Origin of the sequence: Hyphococcus luteus, from assembly GCF_002943565.1 — a bacterium.
GTDB lineage: Bacteria > Pseudomonadota > Alphaproteobacteria > Caulobacterales > Parvularculaceae > Hyphococcus > Hyphococcus luteus.
In genome coordinates, this window is record NZ_PJCH01000015.1 from 537,312 (window position 1) to 561,625 (window position 24,314).

17 protein-coding genes and 1 pseudogene are annotated in these 24,314 nt (G+C 59.7%); 6 read left to right on the forward strand and 12 right to left on the reverse strand.

All coding sequences use genetic code 11. From position 1 onward, the window contains the following. Window positions 1–66: 66 nt before the first annotated feature. Genes CW354_RS18625 through kce form a run of 3 tightly spaced genes read left to right on the forward strand, consistent with a single transcriptional unit; the run spans window position 67 to window position 2,961 of the window. A complete protein-coding gene (locus CW354_RS18625; RefSeq protein WP_104831567.1) occupies window positions 67–531 on the forward strand; it encodes a nuclear transport factor 2 family protein in 465 nt (154 codons plus the stop codon). Further along, window positions 524–2,014, forward strand: a complete 1,491-nt coding sequence (locus CW354_RS18630; protein WP_104831568.1) for an NAD-dependent succinate-semialdehyde dehydrogenase — start codon at window positions 524–526, stop codon at window positions 2,012–2,014. The genes CW354_RS18625 and CW354_RS18630 overlap by 8 nt, the downstream gene beginning before the upstream one ends. An 11-nt stretch (window positions 2,015–2,025) precedes the next feature. Further along, on the forward strand, window positions 2,026–2,961 hold the full coding sequence (gene kce, locus CW354_RS18635; RefSeq protein ID WP_104831569.1) for a 3,5-dioxohexanoate:acetyl-CoA acetone transferase: 936 nt from the start codon (window positions 2,026–2,028) through the stop codon (window positions 2,959–2,961). Between the two features lie 6 nt (window positions 2,962–2,967). On the opposite strand, the gene CW354_RS18640 is transcribed toward kce, so the two are convergent. The 12 genes and pseudogenes from CW354_RS18640 to CW354_RS24150 form a co-directional block, all read right to left on the reverse strand. Next, complete coding sequence (locus tag CW354_RS18640) at window positions 2,968–3,885, reverse strand: cupin domain-containing protein (RefSeq protein WP_104831570.1); 918 nt, start codon at window positions 3,883–3,885, stop codon at window positions 2,968–2,970. An 18-nt stretch (window positions 3,886–3,903) separates the two neighbouring features. Continuing rightward, window positions 3,904–4,665: an HpcH/HpaI aldolase family protein gene (locus tag CW354_RS18645; RefSeq protein WP_104831571.1), complete on the reverse strand. Its 762-nt coding sequence runs from the start codon at window positions 4,663–4,665 to the stop codon at window positions 3,904–3,906. 127 nt (window positions 4,666–4,792) lie between these two features. Next, window positions 4,793–6,094: an MFS transporter gene (locus CW354_RS18650; protein WP_207764913.1), complete on the reverse strand. Its 1,302-nt coding sequence runs from the start codon at window positions 6,092–6,094 to the stop codon at window positions 4,793–4,795. A 35-nt stretch (window positions 6,095–6,129) separates the two neighbouring features. Beyond that, a complete protein-coding gene (bla, locus tag CW354_RS18655) occupies window positions 6,130–6,906 on the reverse strand; it encodes a subclass B3 metallo-beta-lactamase (protein ID WP_165793822.1) in 777 nt (258 codons plus the stop codon). Between the two features lie 342 nt (window positions 6,907–7,248). Continuing rightward, a complete protein-coding gene (locus tag CW354_RS18660; RefSeq protein WP_207764914.1) occupies window positions 7,249–9,201 on the reverse strand; it encodes a nuclear transport factor 2 family protein in 1,953 nt (650 codons plus the stop codon). A 420-nt stretch (window positions 9,202–9,621) separates the two neighbouring features. Further along, window positions 9,622–10,371 (reverse strand): SDR family oxidoreductase, encoded by a 750-nt coding sequence (locus tag CW354_RS18665; RefSeq protein ID WP_104831574.1) that lies wholly within the window; start codon window positions 10,369–10,371, stop codon window positions 9,622–9,624. 113 nt (window positions 10,372–10,484) lie between these two features. Then, window positions 10,485–11,489 (reverse strand): ABC transporter substrate-binding protein, encoded by a 1,005-nt coding sequence (locus CW354_RS18670; RefSeq protein WP_104831575.1) that lies wholly within the window; start codon window positions 11,487–11,489, stop codon window positions 10,485–10,487. A gap of 141 nt (window positions 11,490–11,630) precedes the next feature. Further along, window positions 11,631–14,618 carry a TonB-dependent receptor domain-containing protein gene (locus tag CW354_RS18675; RefSeq protein WP_207764915.1) on the reverse strand — a complete coding sequence of 996 codons (2,988 nt, stop codon included), beginning with the start codon at window positions 14,616–14,618 and terminating at the stop codon, window positions 11,631–11,633. Between the two features lie 241 nt (window positions 14,619–14,859). Continuing rightward, entirely contained in the window at window positions 14,860–15,816 is a 957-nt protein-coding gene (locus CW354_RS18680) for a helix-turn-helix domain-containing protein (protein WP_104831576.1), read from the reverse strand. 130 nt (window positions 15,817–15,946) lie between these two features. Continuing rightward, window positions 15,947–16,795, reverse strand: a complete 849-nt coding sequence (locus CW354_RS18685) for an amidohydrolase family protein (RefSeq protein ID WP_207764916.1) — start codon at window positions 16,793–16,795, stop codon at window positions 15,947–15,949. Between the two features lie 31 nt (window positions 16,796–16,826). Continuing rightward, window positions 16,827–18,803: a nuclear transport factor 2 family protein gene (locus CW354_RS18690; protein ID WP_104831833.1), complete on the reverse strand. Its 1,977-nt coding sequence runs from the start codon at window positions 18,801–18,803 to the stop codon at window positions 16,827–16,829. Window positions 18,804–19,283: 480 nt separating this feature from the next. After that, window positions 19,284–19,436 (reverse strand): annotated as a pseudogene (locus CW354_RS24150) (IS5 family transposase); the annotation flags it as partial. Between the two features lie 384 nt (window positions 19,437–19,820). Here CW354_RS24150 and CW354_RS18695 point away from each other — a divergent pair. The 3 genes from CW354_RS18695 (at window position 19,821) to CW354_RS18705 (ending at window position 24,287) form a co-directional block, all read left to right on the forward strand. Continuing rightward, the gene (locus CW354_RS18695) at window positions 19,821–21,284 is read left to right on the forward strand and encodes a CmpA/NrtA family ABC transporter substrate-binding protein (protein ID WP_104831577.1); all 1,464 of its coding nucleotides are present in this window, start codon (window positions 19,821–19,823) and stop codon (window positions 21,282–21,284) included. A gap of 213 nt (window positions 21,285–21,497) precedes the next feature. Next, entirely contained in the window at window positions 21,498–22,511 is a 1,014-nt protein-coding gene (locus CW354_RS18700) for an ABC transporter permease (protein ID WP_104831834.1), read from the forward strand. Window positions 22,512–22,523: 12 nt separating this feature from the next. After that, window positions 22,524–24,287, forward strand: a complete 1,764-nt coding sequence (locus tag CW354_RS18705; protein WP_104831578.1) for an ABC transporter ATP-binding protein — start codon at window positions 22,524–22,526, stop codon at window positions 24,285–24,287. The last annotated feature ends 27 nt before the right edge of the window (window positions 24,288–24,314 follow it).

Sequence of the window (24,314 nt, forward strand, 5' to 3'; positions counted from 1 at the left end):
CGGGGGAAGACATCGCGATGCTTCACCGCGGCCTGTGCCGCGGAATAATAATGAAGGAGCGCGGCGGTGTATCAGGATGACGTCCTCAAGCTGAATGCAGAACTTTCCTTACTTCTGGCGGAGTACTGGCACGAAATCGACACGAACGGAGGACGCAACGCCTCTGACTACTACACCGACGACGCCGAGTTTCATGGCCAGTTCGCATCTTATTACGGCAAGGCGAAAATTCAGGAATTTTACGACTGGCGCGTGAAACAAGGCCCGCGCCTTTCGGTTCATTCTTTCACCAATTTCCGCGCCCGCTTCACCGGGCCCGACACGGCGGAAGCGACGAACTTTCTTTTTCTCTATGCCGAGAATGGCGAGAAAGTGCTGCCGACGCAGCCGCCGACAACCATCTCGCTTGCGACCGACCGTTTCAAACGCGCCGAAGACGGACGCTGGCTTTGCACCTATCGCCGCTTTGAGCACTGGTATGAAGGAGGCACGCCGGTGACCAACCCCAATCTGGACGACGACAATGGCTGATGCTGGGGCGAATGCTGAAAACGGCGCGCTCGCGCGCGGCGCGCTTTCCCGCGCCGACCTGATCCGCGACAAAGCCTATATCGACGGGAAATGGCTCGAGGCCGATGGCGGCGCCTCTATCGACGTCGATGATCCGTTCACCGGCGAGATCATCGGGCGGGCGCCCTCCGTTTCCGAAGACCAGGCAAAGGCCGCGATCTCATCGGCGGAGAAAGCCTTTCCCGGATGGGCGAAAGAGCTGACCCGTCATCGCGGCGCGATCCTGAGGCGCTGGTTCGAGCTCGTCATGGACCATCAGGAAGATCTTGCGCGGCTGATCACGCTCGAAAACGGCAAGCCGCTGAAGGAAGCGCGCGCCGAAGTCGCTTACGGCGCCGGCTTCATCGAGTTCTACGCCGACGAAGCGGGCCGCATTTTCGGAGAGACCATCCCCTCGCCCGTCGAGGGGCGCCGTCTCCTGCTGGAGCCCGAACCCATCGGCGTTTGCGCCGCCATCACGCCCTGGAACTTCCCCCTCGCCATGCTGACGCGCAAAGCCGCGCCGGCGCTCGCCGCGGGCTGCACCATGGTCGCCAAACCGGCGAGCCAAACGCCGCTTTCGGCTTACGCCCTCGCCGTCCTCGCAGAAGAGGCGGGACTGCCGCCGGGGGTTCTCAATGTCGTCACCGGCAAGGCCGGCATGATCGGCGGTCTTCTGACCGCATCGTCGGCAGTGCGCAAAATCAGCTTCACCGGCTCCACCGAAATCGGCGCCAAGCTGATGGAAGCCTCGGCGCCCTCTATCAAGCGCCTGTCGCTGGAGCTCGGCGGCAACGCGCCGCTTTTGATCTTCGACGACGCCGACCTCGAGACAGCTGTCGAAACCGCGCTCGTGGCGAAATTCCGCAATAGCGGCCAGAGCTGCATCGCCGCCAACCGCATCTACGCCCAAAAGGGCATTTACGAAAAATTCCTCGCGGCGTTCGCGGCGCGGGTCGATGGGCTCGTCCTCGGCGACGGCTTTGATGAAAAATCCGATATCGGCCCGCTGATCGACGAGCCTGGCGTCGCCAAGGTGCGCGAGCATCTCGACGAAGCGGTCGAAGGCGGCGCGAAAGTCCTCGCCGGCGCCGGCGCATCCGATGGCCGCCTGATGCCGCCAACGCTTCTGCGCGACGTCGCGCCGGACGCGCTTTTGACGCGCGAGGAAACCTTTGGCCCCCTCGCCGGGGTCATTCCCTTCGAGACGGCGGAAGACGGCGTCCGGCTCGCCAATGACACGCCCTTCGGCCTCGCCGCTTATCTGTGTTCGGAAGACCCGGCGACCATCGCCCGGGTCGGCCGCGCCATTGAAAGCGGCATGGTGGGGATCAACACCGGGCTTATCTCCACCGCGGTCGTTCCCTTTGGCGGGGTTAAAATGTCCGGCCTCGGCCGCGAAGGCTCGTCGCACGGCCTCATGGAATATCTCAATCTCAAATATCTCTGCCACGCCGGCCTTTAGGAAAGTCTGATATGCGCAAAAGCAAAAAGGTCATCATCACCTGCGCGCCGACGGGCTCAATCCACACGCCCTCCATGTCGCCCTACCTGCCGGTGACGCCCGACGAGATCGCACAGGCCTCTGTCGAGGCGGCGGAGGCCGGTGCCGCGATCCTGCATCTTCACGCCCGCAATCCGGAAGACGGACGCCCGAGCCCCGCGGCGAAGGATTTCATGGCCTTCCTGCCGCGCATCAAGCAGGCGAGCGACGCGGTCATCAACATCTCCACCGGCGGCAGCGCCAACATGTCCCTCGATGACCGGCTCGAAGGGGCCCATGCGGCGCAGCCGGAAATCTGCTCGCTCAATATGGGCCCCCTCATTTTCGACTTCAGCGCCGCCGGCGCCAAGGTCGAGACCTGGGCGCATGAGTGGGAGCGCGACTATGTGGAAACCTCCAACGACCGCATCATGTATAATTCGAACAGCTTCATCGAACGCATCATGCGCGAAGTCGGCGAGGCTTACGGCACCCGTTTCGAATTCGAATGCTACGATATCGGCCATCTCTACACCCTGGCGCATTTCGCCGACAAAGGCCTCATCAAACCGCCCTTTCTCATTCAGGGGATTTTCGGCATTCTCGGCGGCATCGGCGCGGACCCGCGCAATCTCTCCCACATGGTCACCATCGCCGACAGCCTCTTCGGCGAGGACTATGTGTTTTCGGCCTTCGCGGCGGGGCGCGCCCAGATGACCTTCTGCAATCAGTCGGCGCTACTCGGCGGCAATGTCCGGGTCGGGCTCGAGGACAGCCTTTATATCGGACGCGGCGAGCTGGCGAAGAGCAACGCCGAACAAGTGCGCAAGGTGCGGACGATCATCGAAGAGCTGGGGCTTGAAATCGCAACGCCCGATGAGGCCCGCCAATTGCTGGACCTCAAGGGCGCAGATCGCACGGCGTTTTAGACGAGCCTAGTCTTTGAGCTCCGGCGGCATCGGATACTCCTCGGCGTTCAGCACCCAGCCTTCCATTTTCGAGAAATCCTCGCGCGGCGGCGAAAAGATGTCGATCAGGAGATTGACGCCCGGATCGATCGCCGCCGAGGTGTGAATGGCTTTGGGCGGAATCACCGTCACCGACGGCGCGCCGCATTTTTCATGATCGTCATCGCGCCATTCGGCAATATTCGCCGTCCACGGCCAGCGCAAATGGTGTTCATATTCCCCGCCAATGACGAGCGAGCATTGCTCGAACTCGTCATGATGGTGCGGGGAGAGTTTCGACGGATCGCGCGGCCCGTTTTGCGGCGGGAACACATTCACCATGAAAGTCGTGCAGCGCCAGATCTTGCCGAAACGCCCTTCCTCATCGGGCACGTCGAGGCTGTAGCTGCGGATCTTGTAGCCTTCCGGCGGTTCGGGCCACGGCTTGAACGGCGGAATATGCGGATGCGGCTCGCGATAGCCGTCCGCATTCGCGGTTTTGTCCGCAAGGTCCTGAGACTGGCTCGTGAACAGGCGGATAACCTGCCCGCCGCCGGTCACCTCGATCGTACTGTCACCCGGCGGCACGATGGTGATGGTGAAGCCGTCAATGTCCTTCGTCTCGCCGCCGGCGGTGACCCGCGCGCTGGTTTCCGCATCGGGCAAGATCAGGACATATTCGTCGGGCTGATTTTTGCGCTCGAAAACCGCGCCGGCCTCAGCTTCGGAAACCGCGACGATGGGGTTCTGGCCGCGCGCCATCCAGGTCTTCGCCTTGTCCGTCTCTTCCTGCGGAGCCATGTCGTAAAACCGCGCATAGACGCCGGGGGAAAAGGGCTGGCCGCTCGCCGACGCAGGCGCGCCGCTAGTGGAAAGACGGGAACGGGGATCCGCGGACTGGCTCATCTCAACCTCGTTTCGTTATTATGAACTGGACTTGCTTTGCGCGACCGCATCCGCGGCCGCCTTTGCGAAAAGGGTCGCGTCATTGCTCACCATGACGAGCGAATAACCCATCTCGCGATAAATTCTGGCGTCTTCCGGCGTTGCAGCGGCGGCGCCGCACAGCTTGCCGGCTTTGCGCGCCGCATCGCAAACGCGCTGCGTCAATTGACGGACCTCGGGATCGGAAGCCGGCTTGCCGCTGGAAAGATAGAGATCGCCATGGCCCACAAAAACGCCGTTGACGCCGGGAACCGCCAGATAATCCTCGACGGCGTTCAGCGTCTCCCAGTTTTCAAGCTGCACCATGCGCAAGCATTCTTCGTCGCCGCGCTTCAGATAATCCTCCATGGGCGCAAGCCCCCAACGCCCGGCGCGCGACGTCGTCCCAAGACCGCGTTCGCCTTTGGGGCTGAACAGCATCTGGTTCGTCAGGCGCTCGGCGGTTTCGACGCTGGTCATGCGCGGCGCCAGAAGCCCGTCGGCGCCGGAATCGAGCAGGCGCTGAATGTCCGAGCCGTTATGATCGGGCAGACGCACGAGCGCGGCCATGCCCGAGGCCTGCGTTGCGAAAATGAACTGGTAGACCTGATCGAGGCTGTGCGGGGCGTGCTCCATGTCGATGACAAGGAAGTCGAAGCCCGCATGGCCCATCATTTCCACCGTAGCCAGGCTCGGGATTTTGAGCCATGTGCCAAGAAGGCTTCCGCCGCGTTCGGCGCAAAACTGGTGGAACTGTTTCATGCTGATGACCTGTCCATAATCATACCGGCCCGCCCGTCAGCGGAGCTTTATCGAACCGGATCAATCTCTTGACGCCTGCGGCAGGCAGGCCGTGAGCTCCGCCATACCACCGCGGCGCAGCAAGTTTTTACGCCCGTTTTTCGTCGAGCTCGTTGAGATCCCGGCCCACCGTCTCCGGCAGGAGCACCGTCGCCACGAGGGCGCACAGAACCCCGATGCTGCCCATCACCGTCATGGAGACGTTGAGCGCCAGGCCCGCCGCGAAAATCGCCACGCCCTGAATGAAGATGCCGCTGACCGCCCGCCCGAAATTATAGGCGAAAGCCTGGCCCGAGGCGCGGATTTCCGTCGGAAAAAGCTCCGTGAAATAAGGGCCGAAGGAGCCGTAAAGACCGAACTGGCAGAAACTCTGGACAATGCCGGCGGGGATCAGCAGATAGGCTGAACTGCCGAGCGGCGCGCAAAGATAAATCGACGTCGCAATAATGAAACCGAGACCGAAAAGACGGAAAGCCATGCGCCGCCCGAAGCGGTCGCTGAAATAGGCGTTGGTGATCAGCCCGAAAAAGGCGCCGACGCTATTCAGAAGAACGAAGATGCCCGCCGTCGACGCTGAAATGCCGCGCTCATTCTGCAGGAACGTCGTCAGATAACTCGAGACCGAATAGCCCGCCCCTTGCGCGCCGACCGCAAGGAGCGCGGCGAGCGCTGTGACGCGCAGATATTTCAGGCGGAAGATCTCGAGCGGCGTCACCGAGCGTTTTTCCGCCTCGCGCTGCGCCTTGTTCTTTTTGAAGACTTCCGAATCGTCGTCACCGCGGCGCACGAAAAAGATCAGGATCGCCGGCAGAAGACCGACCCAGAACACCACGCGCCAGCCGAGCTCGAGCGGGAACATGGCGACGAACGGGCCGGCCAGAAGCGCGGCGAGACCTGAACCCACAGCGACGCCGCTCTGCACCGAGCCGATCGCCTTGCCGCGGTCCTTGCGCGCGACAATCTCGCCGAGAAGCACGGCCCCCACCGCCCATTCGGCGCCGAAGCCAAGGCCCTGCAACACGCGAAGGACCAGAAGCTGTTCGTAAGTCTGCGCGAAACCGGACAGGAAAGAGAACAGCGAGAACCACAAAATGGTGATCTGCAGGATGCGCACGCGCCCGAATTTGTCGGCGAGCCAGCCGCCCATCCATCCGCCCACGGCGGAGGCGAAATAGCTGGCGCTGGCGATGGCCGCAGCTTGCGCAAGGCTGATGCCGAAGGCGGCGATAACGATCGGAATGAGATACTGATAAACGAGCGCATCCATCGCATCGAGCGTCCATGCGACCGAGCATGTCCAGAAAACCCGGCGGACCTTTTTATTCGCTGCCTGATACCAGGCGAACGGCCCGCCCCGCGCGGGTTCTTCAACACTGTCTGTCATGCTCATTGATTATGCCTGTTTTTTGTGTCGTTGCGCTGCGGCTATTGATCCGAGGCTTCTTCGGCGAGGCGTTTTTCAAGCCGGCCGGTTCCGGCCTCGGCATAGGCGCGGCAAGCATCCGGATCGATGAAAGGATTGGTCTCAGGATCTTCCTCGCGGGCTTTTAGTTTCGCCTCCACGTCAATGGAAAGCGGCGACGGCGCAAGCAGTATGTCGCAAGGCAGACCCGCGACTTTCGCAATGGAATTGCGGAATGTCTCAACCCGCTCCGGATCATCGGTAAAGCGGAAACCGGGCGCGGAACGCGTTGAGAACGTATCTGCAAAGACCACGTCGAGACAGCGGTCCTCTTCGCAGGAGCGCCAGGTCCAGGCCGCGCTGCCGGGCGTGTGGCCGGGCATGTAACGGGCCGTGATTTTGACATCGCCGACCGCAAGGGCCTCGCCGTCTTTGACAGCGCGCACGTCTGGAACGGCCGGAAAGACATTGTCTTCAATGCCGCGCTGGGGATCGTCTTCCGTGGGATGGCCCATCTCCAACGCCTTTGCGCTTTCAATGCTTGCGGCGACCTCGGCGCCGGTCGCGCGCTCCAGCGCGGCGATCCCGCCGGCGTGATCGAAGTGAGGATGGCTGTTAAAAATCAGCTTGAGGTCAGCGAGCGAAAAGCCGAGCGCTTCGATATTGTCGACGATACGGGGCGCAGTCTGGGTCATGCCGCCATTGATGAGGACAAGGCCGTCATCGGACGCGATCAAAACCGAAGAGATCATCGCCGTGCCGACATAATAAGTGTTCCCGTAAACCTGAAACGGCGCCATGGGCTCATTCAGTCGCTCACAGAAATCGCAAACGTGAGGCGGGTCGGGCTCAAACACCGCTTGTGCGGGAGATGAAGTCTCGTTTTTCGCGGATGGCGTGCAGGCGATCACCGCCGCCGCGCCCAGAAATGCCAGGACCAGTCGCCCCAAAAGGGAAATAACGCTTTTCAGATTCATGCTTTCACGCTTAAGCGGCGCGCCGCCCTTTCCTCCCGTTAAGTCCGGTTTTTTTCCACTTTTTAACAGAGGCCGACCCACTCGATCTTGCCCCGGAAGGCGCATAAATTTGCACCTGCCTCATGGCGGGTCGCCGCAAGCCGTCCTTCTGTCGCGTGGACCGCATCAGCGTAGCTCGACGCCGTCGATCTCCGGTCCAGTGGGCGGCATTTCATAGCCGTGCTCGGTCAGGCGCGCTTCGGAAAGTTTCTCGCAGGGCACGCAGTCAGGCCAATAATGCTCAGGCGTGCGCCCGCTCACCGGATTTCGATAGTGGAACCACATGGGCAAAATGCCCGGCCAATCGACGGTTTCGCCTGTGCCGCCGCGAAAACCTTCCTGGCGTTCGCCGAGTTCGGTTAAGAGAATGTCAGGCGGATATTTGTCGAGCAGCGGACTGCGATAAGGCTCGGCCTCCGCCTCCGGCTCTTCCGCGCCGGACCATCCGTCTTCCCAATTCGGCATTGCGAAATAATGTTCGTCGATAGTGAGGCTCCAGAACCGCCAGACGCCGTTTTCCAGCACCAGCTGATCGTTGGGATACATGCCTCCATGAAGCCCGCCCATGTAAAACCGGGACGGCGCATCCGGGTCTTTCGAGGTGCGCGGCTGGAAAAGCCGCGTGCGCAGATTGGCCGAGCGCCCGTCATGGGAGACATGGATGACCGGCTGGGTGCGCCAGTGGAACGACACCGCCGGGCGCATTTCGCGCGGCGGCCCCCACATGGCGTTCGCCGCGCCCATGATGCGGTCCTGGCCCAGATAAAAGCCGGCGAAGGGCGATTGCTTGTTGCCGTCTTCGGCGAAGATCGAGGAAAGCTTCGTCCACTGAAAATCATCGAGATAATAACCATAAGCGGCTGAGACATTCACTACCGCATCATAGGCCTCAGACCGTTTCAGCCGCCGGCGCAAATCGACGAGACGGTCTTCTGGCGCTTGCGCCGTTTCTTCACCACTGTCCGATTGGTCGACCGTGCCAGTCAGGTCGTCTTTTGCAACCACCATAAAATCGGCCACATCCACAGGACTTCCTGTACCCGGATTGGGGCTGAGAAAGGCCGGAAACCTGTGCTCGACGCCCTCGCCCGAGCCCCAGCCTTCGTCATAATCGGCCTTCATCATGGGATAAAGGCGCATCTCCTTGAACTTCCAGATGCCGCCTTCCTTGACGAACCGGTTGCGGTAAACGCTGATTTTCCATGAAGCTGCATCCTCGTCAGCATCGCCCAGCATGGCGAGCTCGATGCCGCGGGTTTCCGCCTCGTTCCCGTCCGGCACGACTCTGACGAGTGTGTCGAAAAGCGGGTGCTCGTTAAGCTCGCCGTGACCGAGCCCCGCCGGGCCCATAAGCTCCATGGCTTCGCGCACGCCTTCCGGTCCCTTAAAAACGCCGGCGCCCGCGATTTCCACCGCACTGTCTTCGGCGAAAAGATCGACCACATCGTCCCACATCTTGCGGTCCACATAATAGCCATAGGCGTTTTGCAGATTGCGCACGTCGTCTTCGTCGTTCATGGCCGCAATGCGCTGTTCGAGACTGTCGAGCGATGCATCGCTCTCAGGCGCATCGCCTTCCGGCTCGGGGATCGGCACACCGGTTTCATCGATCGTGAAATGATAGGGAATGATCGGAATATCTTCGCCGCCGACATTCTTCCAGCCTTCAGCGTAATCGCCTTCATACTGCGGATAGTACCGCATGACGGCGATTTTCCAGACGCCGTCCTCGCGCACATAATCGTTTTCGTAAAGGCCGCCCTCAAACCAGGCCCGGCCTTGCCCGTCGCCCTTAAAGGCGAGGCTCATCCAGCGGCCCTTGGCGCTATCACCGTCGACGGAAAGATTGACCAGCGGCTCGTCGATGAATTCGGTATTGAGCGCGCCGGGCGCGAGATCGCCGCCCTCATTCAGCCAGTCTGAAATCGCATCACGCCCGTCGATTTTCTCATCGCCCCATTCGACCCGCGCGTCCTTCGCAAAAAGGGCCGCCATGTCGCCCCACAGGGAATATTGTTCATATTGCGCGTAATGGCGCTGAAGATCCTTGACCGCGCGCAGAGATTCGAGTCGTTCCACACTGCGCGCCAGATTGTCCAAGCCCTCCACCCGCCGCTCTTTTCCGCCGGACTTTAGGGCCGGTTCAACGCTTTCCCCCTTTGACGTGTCATTGCAGCCCGTAAAAAACAGAACGAGCAACAAAACAACGAACGCTCTGCCCAGCTTTCCGGCCGTCATTGCAATCCTCCCATATCATTTAGCCGCTTGCCTGCAGCTTCAGGCGCATGACCGCTCGTTGCAAGCACAGGCGCCGGCAGCGTCCGCGATGATCCAAAATTAACGCCTGTTCGATCAAATACGCAGCCGGCCCGGAAAGCCCCGGAAACCAGCTGGCCGGATAGTCGTTCCCCGAAAGTCCGGACCGGAGCTGGCAGGCGGGCCTGGGTGAGATGGCCGCTTGATGCAGTCATGATTGAAGCCATGCCCATAAAAAACGCCTCAAGCGGCGCCGGATACGTTCAAAATCGCGCCAGATGTAAACGAGGCTTTTTCCGATAAGAGAAACATCACCGCTTCGGCCACCTCGTCCGGCGTTCCCGCGCGACCGAAAGGAAAGCGCTCGATCGCCGCTTCAAGCCGGCCGGGCCGGTGCATGTCCGTTGCAATGGGGCCTGGCGAAACCGCGTTGACGCGAACGCCTTCGCGCGCGACCTCGCGCGCAAGCCCGATAGTCAGGCTGTCGACGCCGCCTTTTGAAGCTGCATACCAGACATATTCGCCCGCTGATCCGTAATCCGACGCACGCGACGAGATGAAGACGATCGAGCCGCCCCGCCCCCCATGTTTCGTCGAAAGACGTTTCACCGCCTCGCGCCCCACCATTAGCGCGCCAAGAAGATTGACCTCGACAACTTCGCGCAGGGTTTCGTTCCGCGCGTCTGCGAGCGTGGAGTTCTCTCCAGTGACGGCGCTGTTGTAGACAACCGCCTTCAGCCCGCCAGCGGCGTCGACTTCAGCGAACATCTTCTCAATATCGCTTTCAACGCCCATGTCCGCCTTGATGATCACGGCGCGGCGCCCGAGTGCACGAATTTCATCCGCGACCTTTTCGGCCGCCGCCTGATTGGCGACATAGGTGAGCGCGACGTCGTAGCCCGCGCACGCCGCGGCGAGCGCCGTTGCTGCGCCAATGCCGCGACTGCCGCCGGTGACGAGAAGAAGAGGAGAATCCGAAATTTCAACAGCCATGCTTCGCCTCGTTACATTCGCGTCCTGTCGGAAAACAGGACGCCGCCAGCTCAACTGTGAGCCGCCGGCTGCCCTGACCCGATTTGTCCGGCCTTATCGCGAATAGAAACACATCATTCGCCGCTAAGCGCCAGAGCTTCTTCATAGACGCTCCTGTCGATAAGCGTCGACAATTCTTCGCGGCTGCGCGGCACACGATCATTCCGCTCAGCCAGCCACTGTTCTTCCTTGACCAGAATATCCAGCAGGTTGTCTGGATAACTCGCCGTATAATCATGGTGACTCCAGGAACGTTCGATTTCCTCCATCGTGAAGCCGCCCTTTTCGTTGACCAGCGCCTTGGCGGCTGAAGGGTCTTGCTTCATCGCTTCAACGGCGTCCATCGTGGCGCGCACGAAAGCGACCACCTTCGCGCGCTGCTCCGGGTCGGCGAGGTTCTCCGCCGTGGTGTTGAGATCGAAATGCTCGGAATAGATTTCCTTGCCGGAAAACTCGATCAGATCGTCGCCCAACACGTCCGCCGAGCTGCCGCTATAGGGCTCCCAGATGACGACCGCGTCAACCTCGCCATTGGCAAGCGCTTTGGTCATGCCGGCCAGCGGCACGATGGATTTCGGCTCGATATCGTCGAAACTGAGGCCCGCATTGTCGAGCATGCAGAAGAGAAAATAGCCGGACGATGTCGGCGGGATGGTGGCGACAGTCTTGCCCTTGAGGTCGGCGACCGTTTCAATGCCCGCTGAGCGGCGGGCGACAATGCGGTAAAGCCCGCGCGTCACGGTCAGCACAATACGTATGTTCGGATGCTCCACCGAGTAACGCAGAGCCTGAGTTTCCGCATGGGTGGCCACGTCGGCCACGCCTTCCTCGCCAAATCCCTGAATGCTCGGAGCGCCTACCAGATTCGGAATCCCGCCCATCTTGACCGTCGCCTCGTCGGAATAAAACTCTTCGGCCGCGAGCAACACGGGCGCGATTTCGAAAGTCTGCACGTTACCGTGAATTGCAATCGGCCCGGGTTCAAAGACCGCCTCCGGCGCTTGCGACACACAGCCGCCCGCCAGCGCGGCTGCGCCGAATAGGACTACAGTGCTTAAGGTTTTAAATCTATGTCGCATAATCAGCCTCTCCAAGCTTAAACTTCTTCTTCCACCATAGGTTTTTCACCTCAAGCATTCCTTTGCATACAAAGAGGAGCCGGGCGCACAAACCCGGCTCCCGCGTTGCTAGGGAGATTTGCATATTGGGAAGGAACATCCCTAGAAACGAATGCGGACCCCGGTTTTAAACCTCATGCCGAAAGTATCGAAGTAAACCGGATTGGTCGGATAGTTGGATCCGCCAAGACCGCCGCCGCCTGGCGCCACCGGCGGTTTCTTATCGAAGAGGTTGTCGATGGCCCCGAAGACTTCGACATTCTGCCCGCCGGATCCCGTCTTAATTTCATACGACATGGCGAGGTTGACATAAGTCGCCGCGTCGACGCGGTTGGTGCTGATGCTGTTCGGCAGGCTCGGATCGTAGCCTGCGTCTTCGGGACCGGTATATTCAACGCCGTAAATTCCGGATCCGATACGCCGCACGGTGACAGTCGTGTTGAAACCGCCATAATTATAAGAAATGAAGCCGTTCCAGATCCATTTCGGCGACGGGTTGAAGTCGCCGCCATCGCGGATCGGCCCCGATTGCCCCGCATAGTCAATAGCGTCCACAGTGGGATCCGGCAAAACCACAAAGTCATATTGATGATTTGCAAGCACCCGGAAGTTGAGATCGCCGGCAAGACCGTCATGCAGGTTTTCGAGCGGCAGATTGTAATCCAGCTCGAAATCGAAACCGCGCACAGTAAGCTGGCCGAGATTGACCTGCCGCGCATCGACAAAGGTAATGTCTGTCGGCGAAGCGTAAGTGATGCGGCCGCAGAAGAGATTATAATCTTCGCAGAAATTGACGATGCCCTGGCCTGTGAGCGTCGAGACCACGTCCTTGATCTTGATCTGATACCAATCGGCCGAGAAGGTCAGCCCGGGGACGAAGCCCGGCGAGACGACGAAGCCGGCCGTCGTGGTGTCCGCCTTTTCCGGCGTCAGGGAGAAGGCGCCGCCGCCGAGAATCGGCGTCGGATCGTCGCCGCCGCCGCCGGGCGAGCCCGGGATGGCCGGATTGTCGACGATGCCCTGGGACGAGCCCTCTTCGGTCGGCACGTTTTTCAAATAAAGCTCGCGGAACCCGGCGGCGCGAATGTCGCGCGAGCGCGAGGCGCGGAACCGAAGCCCTTCAGTGATGTCGTAAATGGTGGAGACTTTCCAGCTCGTGGCGTTGCTGGTTTTCTCCTCCTTGGTGAGCCGGTCCGTGGCGTGGTTGCGCGTCTGGCGCACCGCGCCGTTGATTTCGAGGTAATCGGCCAACGCCACATCGCGCAACACCGGAATGTTCATCTCGAAAAAACCTTCGAGCACGCTGATGTCGCCGGCATAGTCGAGACCGAAAGTAAAGGCGTAATCGTTATAGTTCGGGATGTCGCCATGGGTGACGTCGCCGCCCTCGTCGCGATATTCGCCGCCTGCAGCAACGCCGATGGGCCCGGCGCCCCAGCCGTCGTAGACAACGCCCTGAATGCTGCCGGCAATCACATGCTGGTCGTATTTGAAGTCCTCGACGACAGGACGATAAGCATAGGCCACCGCCGCCGGGTCGAGATTGTCGAGACCGAACAGATTAAGCGGCACGCAGCCCTCAGCCACCGGATCCGGATCGGCCTCAAGCAGTTCGGCGCAGACGATTTCGTTTGTCATCGGGTCGACGACCGCGTCCAGCGCATAAACGAAAGGCGTGTTGACCCGCGAATTGGTGCGGCTCTGGTGCCGGTCGTTCTTGCCGTATTGATAGTAGACGTCCCACGACCAGCTGTCGCCGAACTCGCCATTGGCGCCGATCACGCCGCGGAAGACTTCCGTCGTTGCTTCGTTGTAGGACGGCACCTGCGCGTCGATGTCCTTGCCGAGACTGAAAGACGTGCCGTCGAGCAGCGTTACAAGCTCCGCCGGAAGATAGGCGTTGGTCGGCTTGACGAAAAAGGTCGAACGCGGCCCCGCCGTTACGCCGGTGTTGCTCGCCTGGCGGTTGGCGTAGGTGAATTCGCCGACAAGATTAAGGCTGTCCGTCAATTCATATTCGCTGTAGAGATACCCCACATAGCGCTCGGTCGGCGTCTGCAGATCGGAGTCGGCGTAAGTCGATGCGCCGTCGCCGCCTTGGCGCGGGCCAAAAGTCGACGTTGAAACAAACCGGCCCGGATCGAATTCGATAATCCCTGTGCCGTCATCGTTGAAACGATGATTGCGCGCATCGGGGTCGGCTGGGTCGCGGTTGCGCACGACGCCATGAGGATCGTTAAAGGCCTGCCTGGAATCCGGTCCGATGACGAAATTCGGCAGACCATAGTCCGGCGTGCCCGGCAGATTGTAGCCGGACACCGTGCCGTCGAGGAGAATATTGCTGGCGTTGGTGAAGCGGTCCCAGCCTTCGGCGCACCACAGACGGGATTCGTAACAGTCGCCGATGCCTTCCTTTTTCTCGAATTCACCGCCAATGACCACATGGCCGCGCCCTCCAGCGAAGCCGGAGCCAAAGGTCAGCGCCGCGTGATAGGTTTCGCCATCGCCGCGCGCTGTCTGGCCGTAATCGACCTGGCCGCGGAAACCCTCAAAGTCCGTATCGAGAATGATGTTGACTACGCCGGCGACCGCGTCCGACCCGTAAGCCGCCGAGGCGCCGCCGGTCACTGTTTCGACCCGTTCGATCATTGACGAAGGAATGATGTTGAGATCGACCGCGCCGCCGTCCGAGGTCGGAATGAAGCGGCGGGTGTTGACGAGCGTCAGCGTGCGCGTGCCGTTATAAGGGTTTAGACCGCGCAGGTTCGCATAAAACGCACCGACATTTGCGCCCGCCGTAATCCCCGCCGTCGAATCCGACTGGAACAGGGAAATCTGCGGAATGAGACGCAAAGTCTCCGAGACATTGGTCTGGCCGAGACCCTGAATGAGATCGGCCGACATGACCGTCGCCGGCGTCGGAGAATCAAAGCCGTCTCGCTTGATGCGCGACCCGGTCACGATGATCTGGTCGGACGAAGCGCCCTCATCCTGCCCCACCGCCGGCGCAGAACCGACTGCGAGCATAGCCGCCGATGCGCCGGTGAGCAAAGCGGATTTCGACATGCGGTTAAAAATAGAATTTCGCAATGGAATACCCTCCCTGGCGTTTTTGTTTCGCGCCGCCGCCAGCCCGCTTCGCAGGTCCGGAACGGAGCGTTTTTGCCATGAAGGCAAGCTCGCACAGTTGCGTCATGTCAGCTTGCACCGGAAGGCATATCGGTTTGCGCTTGACGGCACAGGAGAAAGAAGGAATGCGCAGGTGAAAAACAGCCTCGCTTTGCTGCGTCGCAACGTCGACAGCGAAGCAAGCCGGAGCCGAACCGAGCCCTTAATGCGGACGCAGCTGCAATCGTCTGTATTCGGACGGGGCCATACCGTATTTGGCGCGAAACGCGCGGGCGAAATGGGCCGCACTGTTAAAGCCCCAGGAGAAGGCGACTTCTGAAACGGTGAGACTGCGCCACGCCGAATTGGCGATTTGCGAAGCGCATTCTTCCAGACGCCGCCGCAGGATATAAGCGGACGTCGTCTCATTGTCTTCGGCGAATAGGACGCGCAGATAACGCGGCGAGATGCGCATGGCGTCGGCGACCGCGCCCGGCGTCAGATCCGGATCGCTGAGATTGGCTTCGATATATTGTTTCGCCTGCGCTTTCCTGAGGCCGACCACGGTCGAATTGGTCATTTTGTGGCCGAGGCTGATGGAATAGGCCGTGCCGAGAACATCGAGCAAATGCCCGGCGATGCGGTCGCCGAATTCGAGCGGCAACCCCTCTTCCGCCTTGCGCCACAGGCTGTGCGCCATGGCGGAGGCGGTGCTCGTCAGTCCGAGCTCGGCCGGCAGGCGAAGGCCGCAAAGCTGCTCCGGACAAGGCAAATGCGTCTTCAGCATTTTCGGCGAAGCGCGCAGGATCAAAAAACGCGCATTCGGATCAAGTTCGATGCGGTGCGGCGCGGCGTTGTCGCACAGCGTGAAATCACCAGCGTCAAGACGCGTCTCATTCCCGTAATGAGAGAAACGGGCGCCGCCTTCCGCCATCAAAAGAAAAGAAAAAACATGCGCTTTCGATTCACTGATGTGGGCGGCGGTGCGCTCAATGCTGGCGCCGCTGGTGCGCACATCGGCGAAACCAAGAAAACCGAGCGAGGTGACGCGCAGCTCCGCATCGAAAACATCTTCACGCGAAGGCTGGAAGGTCACCTGCGCAAAGCGGCTCGAATAGGTGCTGTTCCAGGAAGCGGCGCGCCGTGCAACCGGATAATCCGCACTCCGATAATACTCCATACATCCCCTCCCAGGAGACCGTTTTTATTGGCCATGCACCCGCTTAAGCAGATGTTTTCTTTTTATTTTATACGCCCTTACGGCGGCCTGCAATGTCGATCCGCATCGCGCGGGCGCGAAAGCCGGACGTTTAGCCGAAATAAAGCTTCAGCGCGGTCTGAGAGATACGCCAGCGCACCATGGGATCAGGCGCCCAGCGGCGGAAACGTTCAAGCGCGTAGTCGAATGTGATGCGATTTTCATAACCAACAAACGGACAGTCGCTTCCCCACAACAATCGCTCCGGTCCTGCATTGGCAAGGAGGGATTGCGCCAGCGCCGATGCGATCTCATCCGCATCCCCTTCCGGATTGGTGCGCCAAGCCGCCGTCCCGAGAAGACGAAACCCGCCCGACAGCTTGACCCAGGTATTGCCGCGCTCGACGGCGGTGAGAATCGCCTGATGCCCGGGACATCGAACGCTGAGCTTAGGATCGGGATGACCGAAATGGTCGATCACGACCTTTACGCCGCTTTCCTCCAGCGCCTCTAACACTGGCGGCAGGAGAGGACCTTCGATCGCCACATGCACATGCCAGTCGAGATCACGCACGCGGCGGAAAAGAAGCTTATATTCTTCGCTCCTAAAATCCGGCAGTTCCGTCATGCGCGCAAGCTGCAGGCGAATGCCGATAATCCCGTCTTCGCGCATACGCTCAAGCGAATATCGGTCTGTCGTCGGCGCGACAATCGCCGTGCCGCGCAGGCGGCGATGCTTGCGGAGTTCGGAAATCATATAATCGTTATAAAAGCCGGAAATGCTGAGGCCGGAAATGATCCCGAAATGGACGCCATATTTGTCAAGCAGCGCAAGATAATCATCGGCGGTGAAGGAATAATTCGTTTTCGTCCAGGCGTTGCTGCTGAGCGGCATGTCCGCCTGGAATATATGGGCGTGACAATCGACCACCGGAGGGATGTTGTCCTGATCGTCGCTCACGGTTTTGCTCTCCGCCCTTTCTGCCGCCATTTCAATGTTCATCGGGCGCCGATCCTGATGATGCGCCCGCGTTTTTCTCGCCCGGGCGCGCCGAGATCGACCAGTCGAGTTTCAATTCCGGCGCACGCCCGCTCACTGGATTGTTGAAATGAAACCCCATGGGCGCGATTGCCGGAAACGGCGCAAAAACAACGCCGCGCAAAGGTCCGTCAGGCGGATATTCAGCGATGCTTTCCGGCGTCGGCGCAAAGCGTTTTGCAGAGCCTTCTTCGACCGCTGCCCAGCCACCGGCATAACTGGCGAGAAAAACGTAATCGAGATCCATCCCGGCGATCTTCCAGACGCCGTCTTCGAGCTTCGCCTGGTTTTCGTAAACGCCGGCAATATAAGATCCGTCGCCGTCGAGCTGGCTGTTGAACTGAAACAAACGCAAACGGATCTGCGCGCTTTTTCCGTCCGGCGCGACCGTAACGTAAGGCTGCGTTTTCTGGTGGATCGCCATGAAATTCGGCCGACGCCCGCGGTCGCCATAACGCGAGAACAGCGATCCCCTCACCCGTTCGCGGCCGTAATAGGCGCCGATATAGGAAAGCTCTTTCCATCCGTCTTCAGCGAAGAGATCCGCCGTATCGTCCCAGCGAAATTCGTCAATGTAATAGCCATAAGCGTCAGAGACATTCTCGGCGCCGTCATAGGCTTTCGCCATGGCGATCTTGCGTTCAATCTCGTCGAGCGCGGCGGGCTTGTCCTCCGCCTCAGGCGCAGGGGCCTTTTCCGGAAACCCTATATGGGGGCTCTCATGTTCCGGATAGTCGGCGCTTGCGAGCGTCGACGCCTCATGCGGCGCATCGACAGGCGGCGCCGTAGGCAACAGATCACGCGCCCAGCCGATATTATAATCGGCGGCGAAGCGCGGATAGATCTTCACCGACTGGATTTTCCAGACACCGTCTTCTTTGACATAAGAATTGTCAAAGACGCCAAAGCCCCACGCGGAGGCGCCGCTATGCCGTCCGGTCATCTGCAATTCAAAACCGCGGATTGTCGCCGTCTCGCCATTTGGCGACAGTGTGACAACGGGATCGAGCTGCAAATGGTCGTTAAGCTCGCCTTCCTTAAGGCCGGGCTCGCCAAGGCCGAAAAACCGTTCGCGAATAGCGTCGCGGCCGCGATAGAGCCCCTCGCCTGCGACTTCATAAGTCGCGTCCTCGGCGAAAAGATCGGCAACGTCCTCCCACATTTTGCGGTCGACATAATAGCCATAGGCGGCCTGGAGATTTTGCACTGCGCTTTCGTCGAGCAAAGCGTCTGCTGTTGCCTCTGCGTTTCTCATCAGCGTGTCGGTTTCGCCCGCGTCAAGCGCCGAGATCTCGACATCCGGCGTCTGCGGCGCCGGCGCCCCCGCCTCATCAGGCGTGTAATGATAAGGCGTCAGCGGCACCACATCGGCGACATTGCGCCAGCCCTTATCATAGGATCCCGCATATTGCGGATAATAATGCAGCGTTTCGATTTTCCAGACGCCGCCTTCCCTGACGTAATCGTTTTCATAGATGCCGCCTTTCCAGGAAGCCCCCTCGCCGTAACGGCCGAGCATGGCGACCTCATGCCAACGCCCTTGCGCAGTTTTTCCGTCGCCGGAAAGCGTCAACACCGGCGAAAGGAAAAGGCGAATATTGAGCCGGTCGGGTAAAAGCCCGTCTTCGCCAGCGCCCATTTCATCGCGAAAATGCGTGTAAAGCGCATCGGCCCCGCTTACTTTTACATCGCCAGACACATATTTTCCGTTTTCAGCGAAAAGCGACGCCATTGCCCGCCAGTCACCCGCTTCGGCATACTGCGCGAAAGCGTGCTGCAGCCTTTTGACGTCGCGAACCGATTGCGCATTGACGGCGTCGGCGCCAATCCGCGCAATCCTGGCGGCCTTTTCTGTACTGAGTGTCTTTTCTCCCGGCGCCAAGGCGTTTTCCCTGCTGCAGCCGGCAAGAAAGAAGACTGTTGCGAACATGACCGCCGCCCCAAAAAACACGCTGCGCAGGGCTGCAATATAGGAAACAGGCAAGCTTCGCATGACCGATTACAGCCCCGCCGGCGCTTCGGAACAAGGCCAGACCGGAGCGACACGATTCTGCGTGGAAGACACGTAAGCGCCGAGCATTTTAAGCCCTGCCGCCATCAAAGCGCGCCAGTTCATATCCGCGGCTCTTCGATGCATCGCGTTCGCTCCCATTGATCCGAACTCTCAAGCCGTTAGGACCTGTGTCGTTCTTTTTTTGATTGCCGCCACCGTTTGAGACTTCCGGCCCATCAGTCAACTGAAATGAGAAGAAGTGCCGGACAGGTAAACTTCCGGCGCCGTGGAGGTCAAACGCCGCATTGCAGCATAAGCAGGACACCGGCGCGGGCATAAATACCGGGCAAGCGAGAGATATGACCGCCGCGCATCAGTACAGCCTGCTGAATATGCGCTGTAGTCTTCGATCCCCGACGCCGCCCGTCTGTGGTCGCGAACCGTCGTTATATCGACTTGATGCGCCCAATTGGCGGTTAATCCCAGATCCACAAACGTTTCGAACGACACATCTCATACGCCTTGCTCCGCCCAGCGGTGAAAGCGAATATAGACCGAGTTCCATTTGCCGTTCAGCAAAACTCTCTCTTATGTAACCGTTTTACTCTCAGCAAACCGTACTCAAATGGGTCGGGTCACCGGTTCGAAACAAATGCCGTCACAGGCGTCTTTGAAAACTGGCATTGACGCCATTTTGTGCGCCGCAAAAAAAATCTATTGACCTCCTATTGAAAATCTGTTTTCCTTTAATCCGCTCAAGGAAGAGCAGTAGTCGGACCAGCGAAGGGCCGACGCCGCAGCAAATTTCATACTTATTGAAAGCGCTGTGGGGCCATCGTCTCTGGCGAAAGAGGCATCTCCAACATCCATTAGGGCGACCTTGGCGCTGCCTTTGCGCGCGTCTTTACGCCCGCCTTTCGTTCAAACAGGAAAGCACGGGGGATCCATTCAGGCATGACCATTCTTCGCAAATCCGGTCTTCGCAATACCCGCCTCGGTAAAGTCGCTTCCTTCCTCGCCGCCGGCGCGCTTTTGGCCGGCTGCGGCGGCGAAACCGAAACGCCCGAAACGACAGTCACGGAAGACGCGGCCGCTGCGCCCAATCTTGAAAACATGCTGGCGCTGGAAAAGGACGAACTGACCTTCGGCTTCATCAAACTCACAGACATGGCCCCGCTGGCCATCGCCTATGAGAAGGGGTATTTCGAGGACGAAGGGCTTTTCGTCACGCTGGAGCCCCAGGCGAACTGGAAAGTGCTGCTCGACCGCGTCATCGACGGCGAGCTTGACGGAGCGCACATGCTGGCGGGCCAGCCGCTCGGCGCCACTATCGGTTTCGGCACCAAGGCCGACATCATCACCGCCTTTTCCATGGACCTTAACGGCAATGGCATCACCGTTTCCAACGAAATCTGGGAACAGATGAAGCCGCACATTCCCATGCGCGAAGACGGCAAGCCGGTTCATCCGATCAAGGCCGATTACCTCAAACCCGTGGTCACGAAATTCAAGAATGAAGGCAAGCCTTTCAAGATGGGCATGGTGTTCCCGGTCTCGACGCATAATTACGAGCTGCGCTACTGGCTCGCCGCGGGCGGCATTCATCCCGGCTATTACGGCGCGGACGACACGTCGGGCCAGATCCAGGCTGACGCGCTGCTCTCCGTCACGCCGCCGCCGCAAATGCCGTCAACGCTCGAAGCCGGCACGATCTACGGCTATTGCGTCGGCGAACCGTGGAACCAGCAAGCGGTGTTCAAAGGCATCGGCGTTCCCGTCATTACCGATTATGAAATCTGGAAAGATAATCCGGAAAAAGTATTCGGCGTTTCAGCCGAATGGGCGGAGGAAAACCCCAACACGCACATCGCCGTCGTCAAGGCGCTGATCCGCGCGGCGATCTGGCTCGATGAAAACGACAACGCCAACCGGCCGGAGGCGGTAGAGATTCTTTCCCGCTCCGATTATGTCGGCGCGGATGCGGAAGTCATCGCAGCCTCGATGACCGGCACGTTCGAATATGAAAAAGGCGACAAACGCGCCGTGCCGGACTTCAACGTCTTCTTCCGCTATTTCGCAACATACCCATATTATTCCGACGCCATCTGGTATCTGACGCAGATGCGCCGCTGGGGACAAATTCCCGAATCGAAACCGGACGGCTGGTATATGGATGTGGCGAAGAAAGTCTATCGACCTGACATTTACATGAAAGCCGCGCAGGCGCTCATCGACGAGGGCAAGGCGCAAAAGCAAGACTTTCCCTTCGGCACGGACGGTTTCAAATCGCCGCAGACGGAATTCATCGACAGCATCGTCTTCGACGGCCGCAAGCCGAACGACTATCTTTCAAAATTTTCTATCGGTCTCAAGGAAGGCGAAAAGGTCACCGAAACCGGTGAAGTGCTGACCCAGTAGGACAAGCTCTGGCGGCGGCGCACGAGCGGCGCCGCCTTGGCTAAACGCAATTTGCAGACTCAATCGTTCACGGAACGCCCGGAGGATCGCAGGATGAGCGCGACCATGTTAAAAGAAGCCAGTGATGAGGAGAGCGGTCCCGCCCCGGCGAACGAAGAGTCTCCAGACGGCGAAAAACAGGCCTCTTCCAAACCACGCAGCGGCGCCGGCGTGATGCTGCAAAAAGCTATGAATGTTTTCGCCGTGCTCGGGCTCGGTTTCATCAATCCGTTCATCCGTCTCGTCATAGGCGATAATCCGAAAACGCAGGCCGCCGAACTCTGGAAGATGCTGGGCGTGCCGCTCCTGGCGATTGGACTGTTTCTCGGCGCATGGTCGCTGGGCGCGTCGCAGGTCGAAACCAGCCTCGGTCAGATTCCGGGGCCCGCCGCCGTGTGGGAGCAGTTCGATGCGCTGATGGAAGATCACAAAACCATGCGTGCAAAAGAGGCGGCGTTTAACCAGCGCGTCGCCGAACGCAACGCCCAATATATCGCGGCGGGCCAACCCGACATGGTCAAGGACCGGGCCTTCACCGGCAAACCGACCTATATCGACCAGATTGTCACTTCACTGAAGACTGTATTCTTCGGCTTCGTCATCGCAACGCTGATCGCCGTGCCGCTCGGGATTTTCTGCGGCCTGAGCCCGACCGTCAACGCCGCATTCAACCCGCTGATCCAGATCTTCAAACCGGTCTCGCCGCTGGCCTGGCTGCCTATCGTCACCATGCTCGTTTCCGCCCTCTATGTGAATACAACGGAAGCGATGCCAAAATCCTTTCTGATTTCCGCGATCACGGTGACCTTGTGTTCGTTGTGGCCAACACTGATCAACACGGCGCTTGGCGTCTCGTCCATCGACAAGGATCTCTTGAACGTCTCGAAAGTGCTGCAGCTCAAACCCGCCGACAAAATTTTCAAACTTGTCATCCCTTCGTCCCTGCCCCTGATCTTCACCGGCCTTCGCCTCTCGCTCGGCGTCGGCTGGATGGTGCTGATCGCGGCTGAAATGCTGGCGCAAAATCCCGGGCTCGGGAAATTCGTCTGGGACGAGTTCCAGAACGGGTCTTCCACGTCCTTGGCGCGGATCATGGTCGCCGTCCTGACCATCGGCGTCATCGGCTTCCTGCTCGACCGCATCATGTACGCGCTGCAGGCGATGTTCACCTTCTCGGACAAAAGATAGGCGGGCCCCATCATGCCGATTTTCAGCCTCAATAATGTCTCGAAGTCCTATGGCGGCGAAGCCGTTCTCAGCGACATCAATCTCGATGTCGAGGAAAATGAGTTCGTCGCGATTGTCGGCTTTTCCGGGAGCGGCAAGACGACGCTGATCTCGCTTATCGCCGGTCTCATCGGGGCGGATGAAGGAGAGATCGTCTTTGACGGCGCGCCGGCGCGCGGCGCGGCGCCCGAGCGCGGCGTCGTCTTCCAGAATTATTCGCTGATGCCGTGGCTGTCGGTCGCCGGCAATGTGCGCCTCGCCGTCGACGCTATTTTTCCGAAAATGCCGGCGAAAGAAAAAGCCGCCCGCGTCGCACATTATGTCGACATGGTGGGCCTTTCCCAGGCAAAAGACCGGCGTCCGGCGGAGCTTTCCGGCGGCATGCGCCAGCGCGTAAATGTCGCAAGAGCCCTCGCAATCCAGCCGAAACTGTTGCTGTTGGACGAACCTTTAAGCGCGCTCGACGCCCTGACCCGCGCCAATTTGCAGGACGAGATCGAACGCATCTGGGAGAACGAGCGCAAAACCGTCATTCTCATTACCAATGACGTGGACGAAGCCTTGCTTCTCGCCGACCGGATCATTCCCCTTACGCCCGGTCCGAATGCGACACTAGGGCCGGCCTTCAATATCAGGCTCGACCGGCCGCGCGACCGCAAGGCGGTCAATCATGACCCTGAATTCATCCGTCTTCGCGCCGCCATCACCGACTATCTTATGAAAATCGGTATGGAGCGCCCGGGAAATAACGCGGAGTTGGAGCTGCCGGACGTGGCGCCGCTGACCGCTACGCAAGGCGGGCTGAAAAACGGTCTGAAAGAAGCCAAGGCCCGGAGGAAACGCGATGGCGGCAAGGTGATCGATCTCGCCGCGTCGAAACCCTTGCAGGACCCCGACCTGCCCGATCCGGTCAAGGAAGCTGGCAAACCGCATACGCAAAACCTCAACAAATATGTCGAGTTCTTCAAAGTCACGAAAGCCTATCCGACGCCGAAGGGTCCGTTGACGGTCGTCGACGATTTCACGCTCGATTTGCACAAAGGCGAGTTTATTTCGCTGATCGGCCATTCCGGTTGCGGCAAGTCGACGGTCCTGTCCATGGCCGCAGGTCTCAATCCCATCACCGAAGGCGGGATCGTTCTCGACGGAAAAGAAATCAGCGGCGCCGGACCCGATCGCGGCGTTGTCTTCCAGTCGCCGAGCCTTTTCCCATGGCTGACTGCTTACGAGAATATCGCGCTCGGCGTGGAGCGAGTTTATCCGCACATCTCCAAAATCGAACGCCACAATATCATCGAATATTATCTCGGGCGCGTCGGGCTCGCCGGCGCCATGCACAAGCGCGCCAGCGACCTTTCAAACGGCATGCAGCAGCGCGTCGGCATCGCCCGCGCCTTCGCGCTGTCGCCAAAACTTCTCCTCCTGGACGAACCCTTCGGCATGCTCGATTCCCTGACGCGCTGGGAGCTTCAGGAAGTTCTGATGGATGTCTGGAAGCGCACCCAGGTCACGGCGATCTGCGTCACCCACGATGTGGACGAGGCGATTCTCGTCGCCGACCGCATCATCATGATGACCAATGGCCCACACGCCCGCGTCGGCAAAATCATGGAAGTGGGTCTGCCCCGGCCGCGCTCGCGCAAGGCGCTGCTTGAGCATCCGGATTATTACAAATACCGCGAACAGCTTCTAACGTTTCTCGAAGAATACGAAACGCACGACAAAAGCGCCGCATAAAAGGCGGCGCTTGCAAGGGTCAACGGC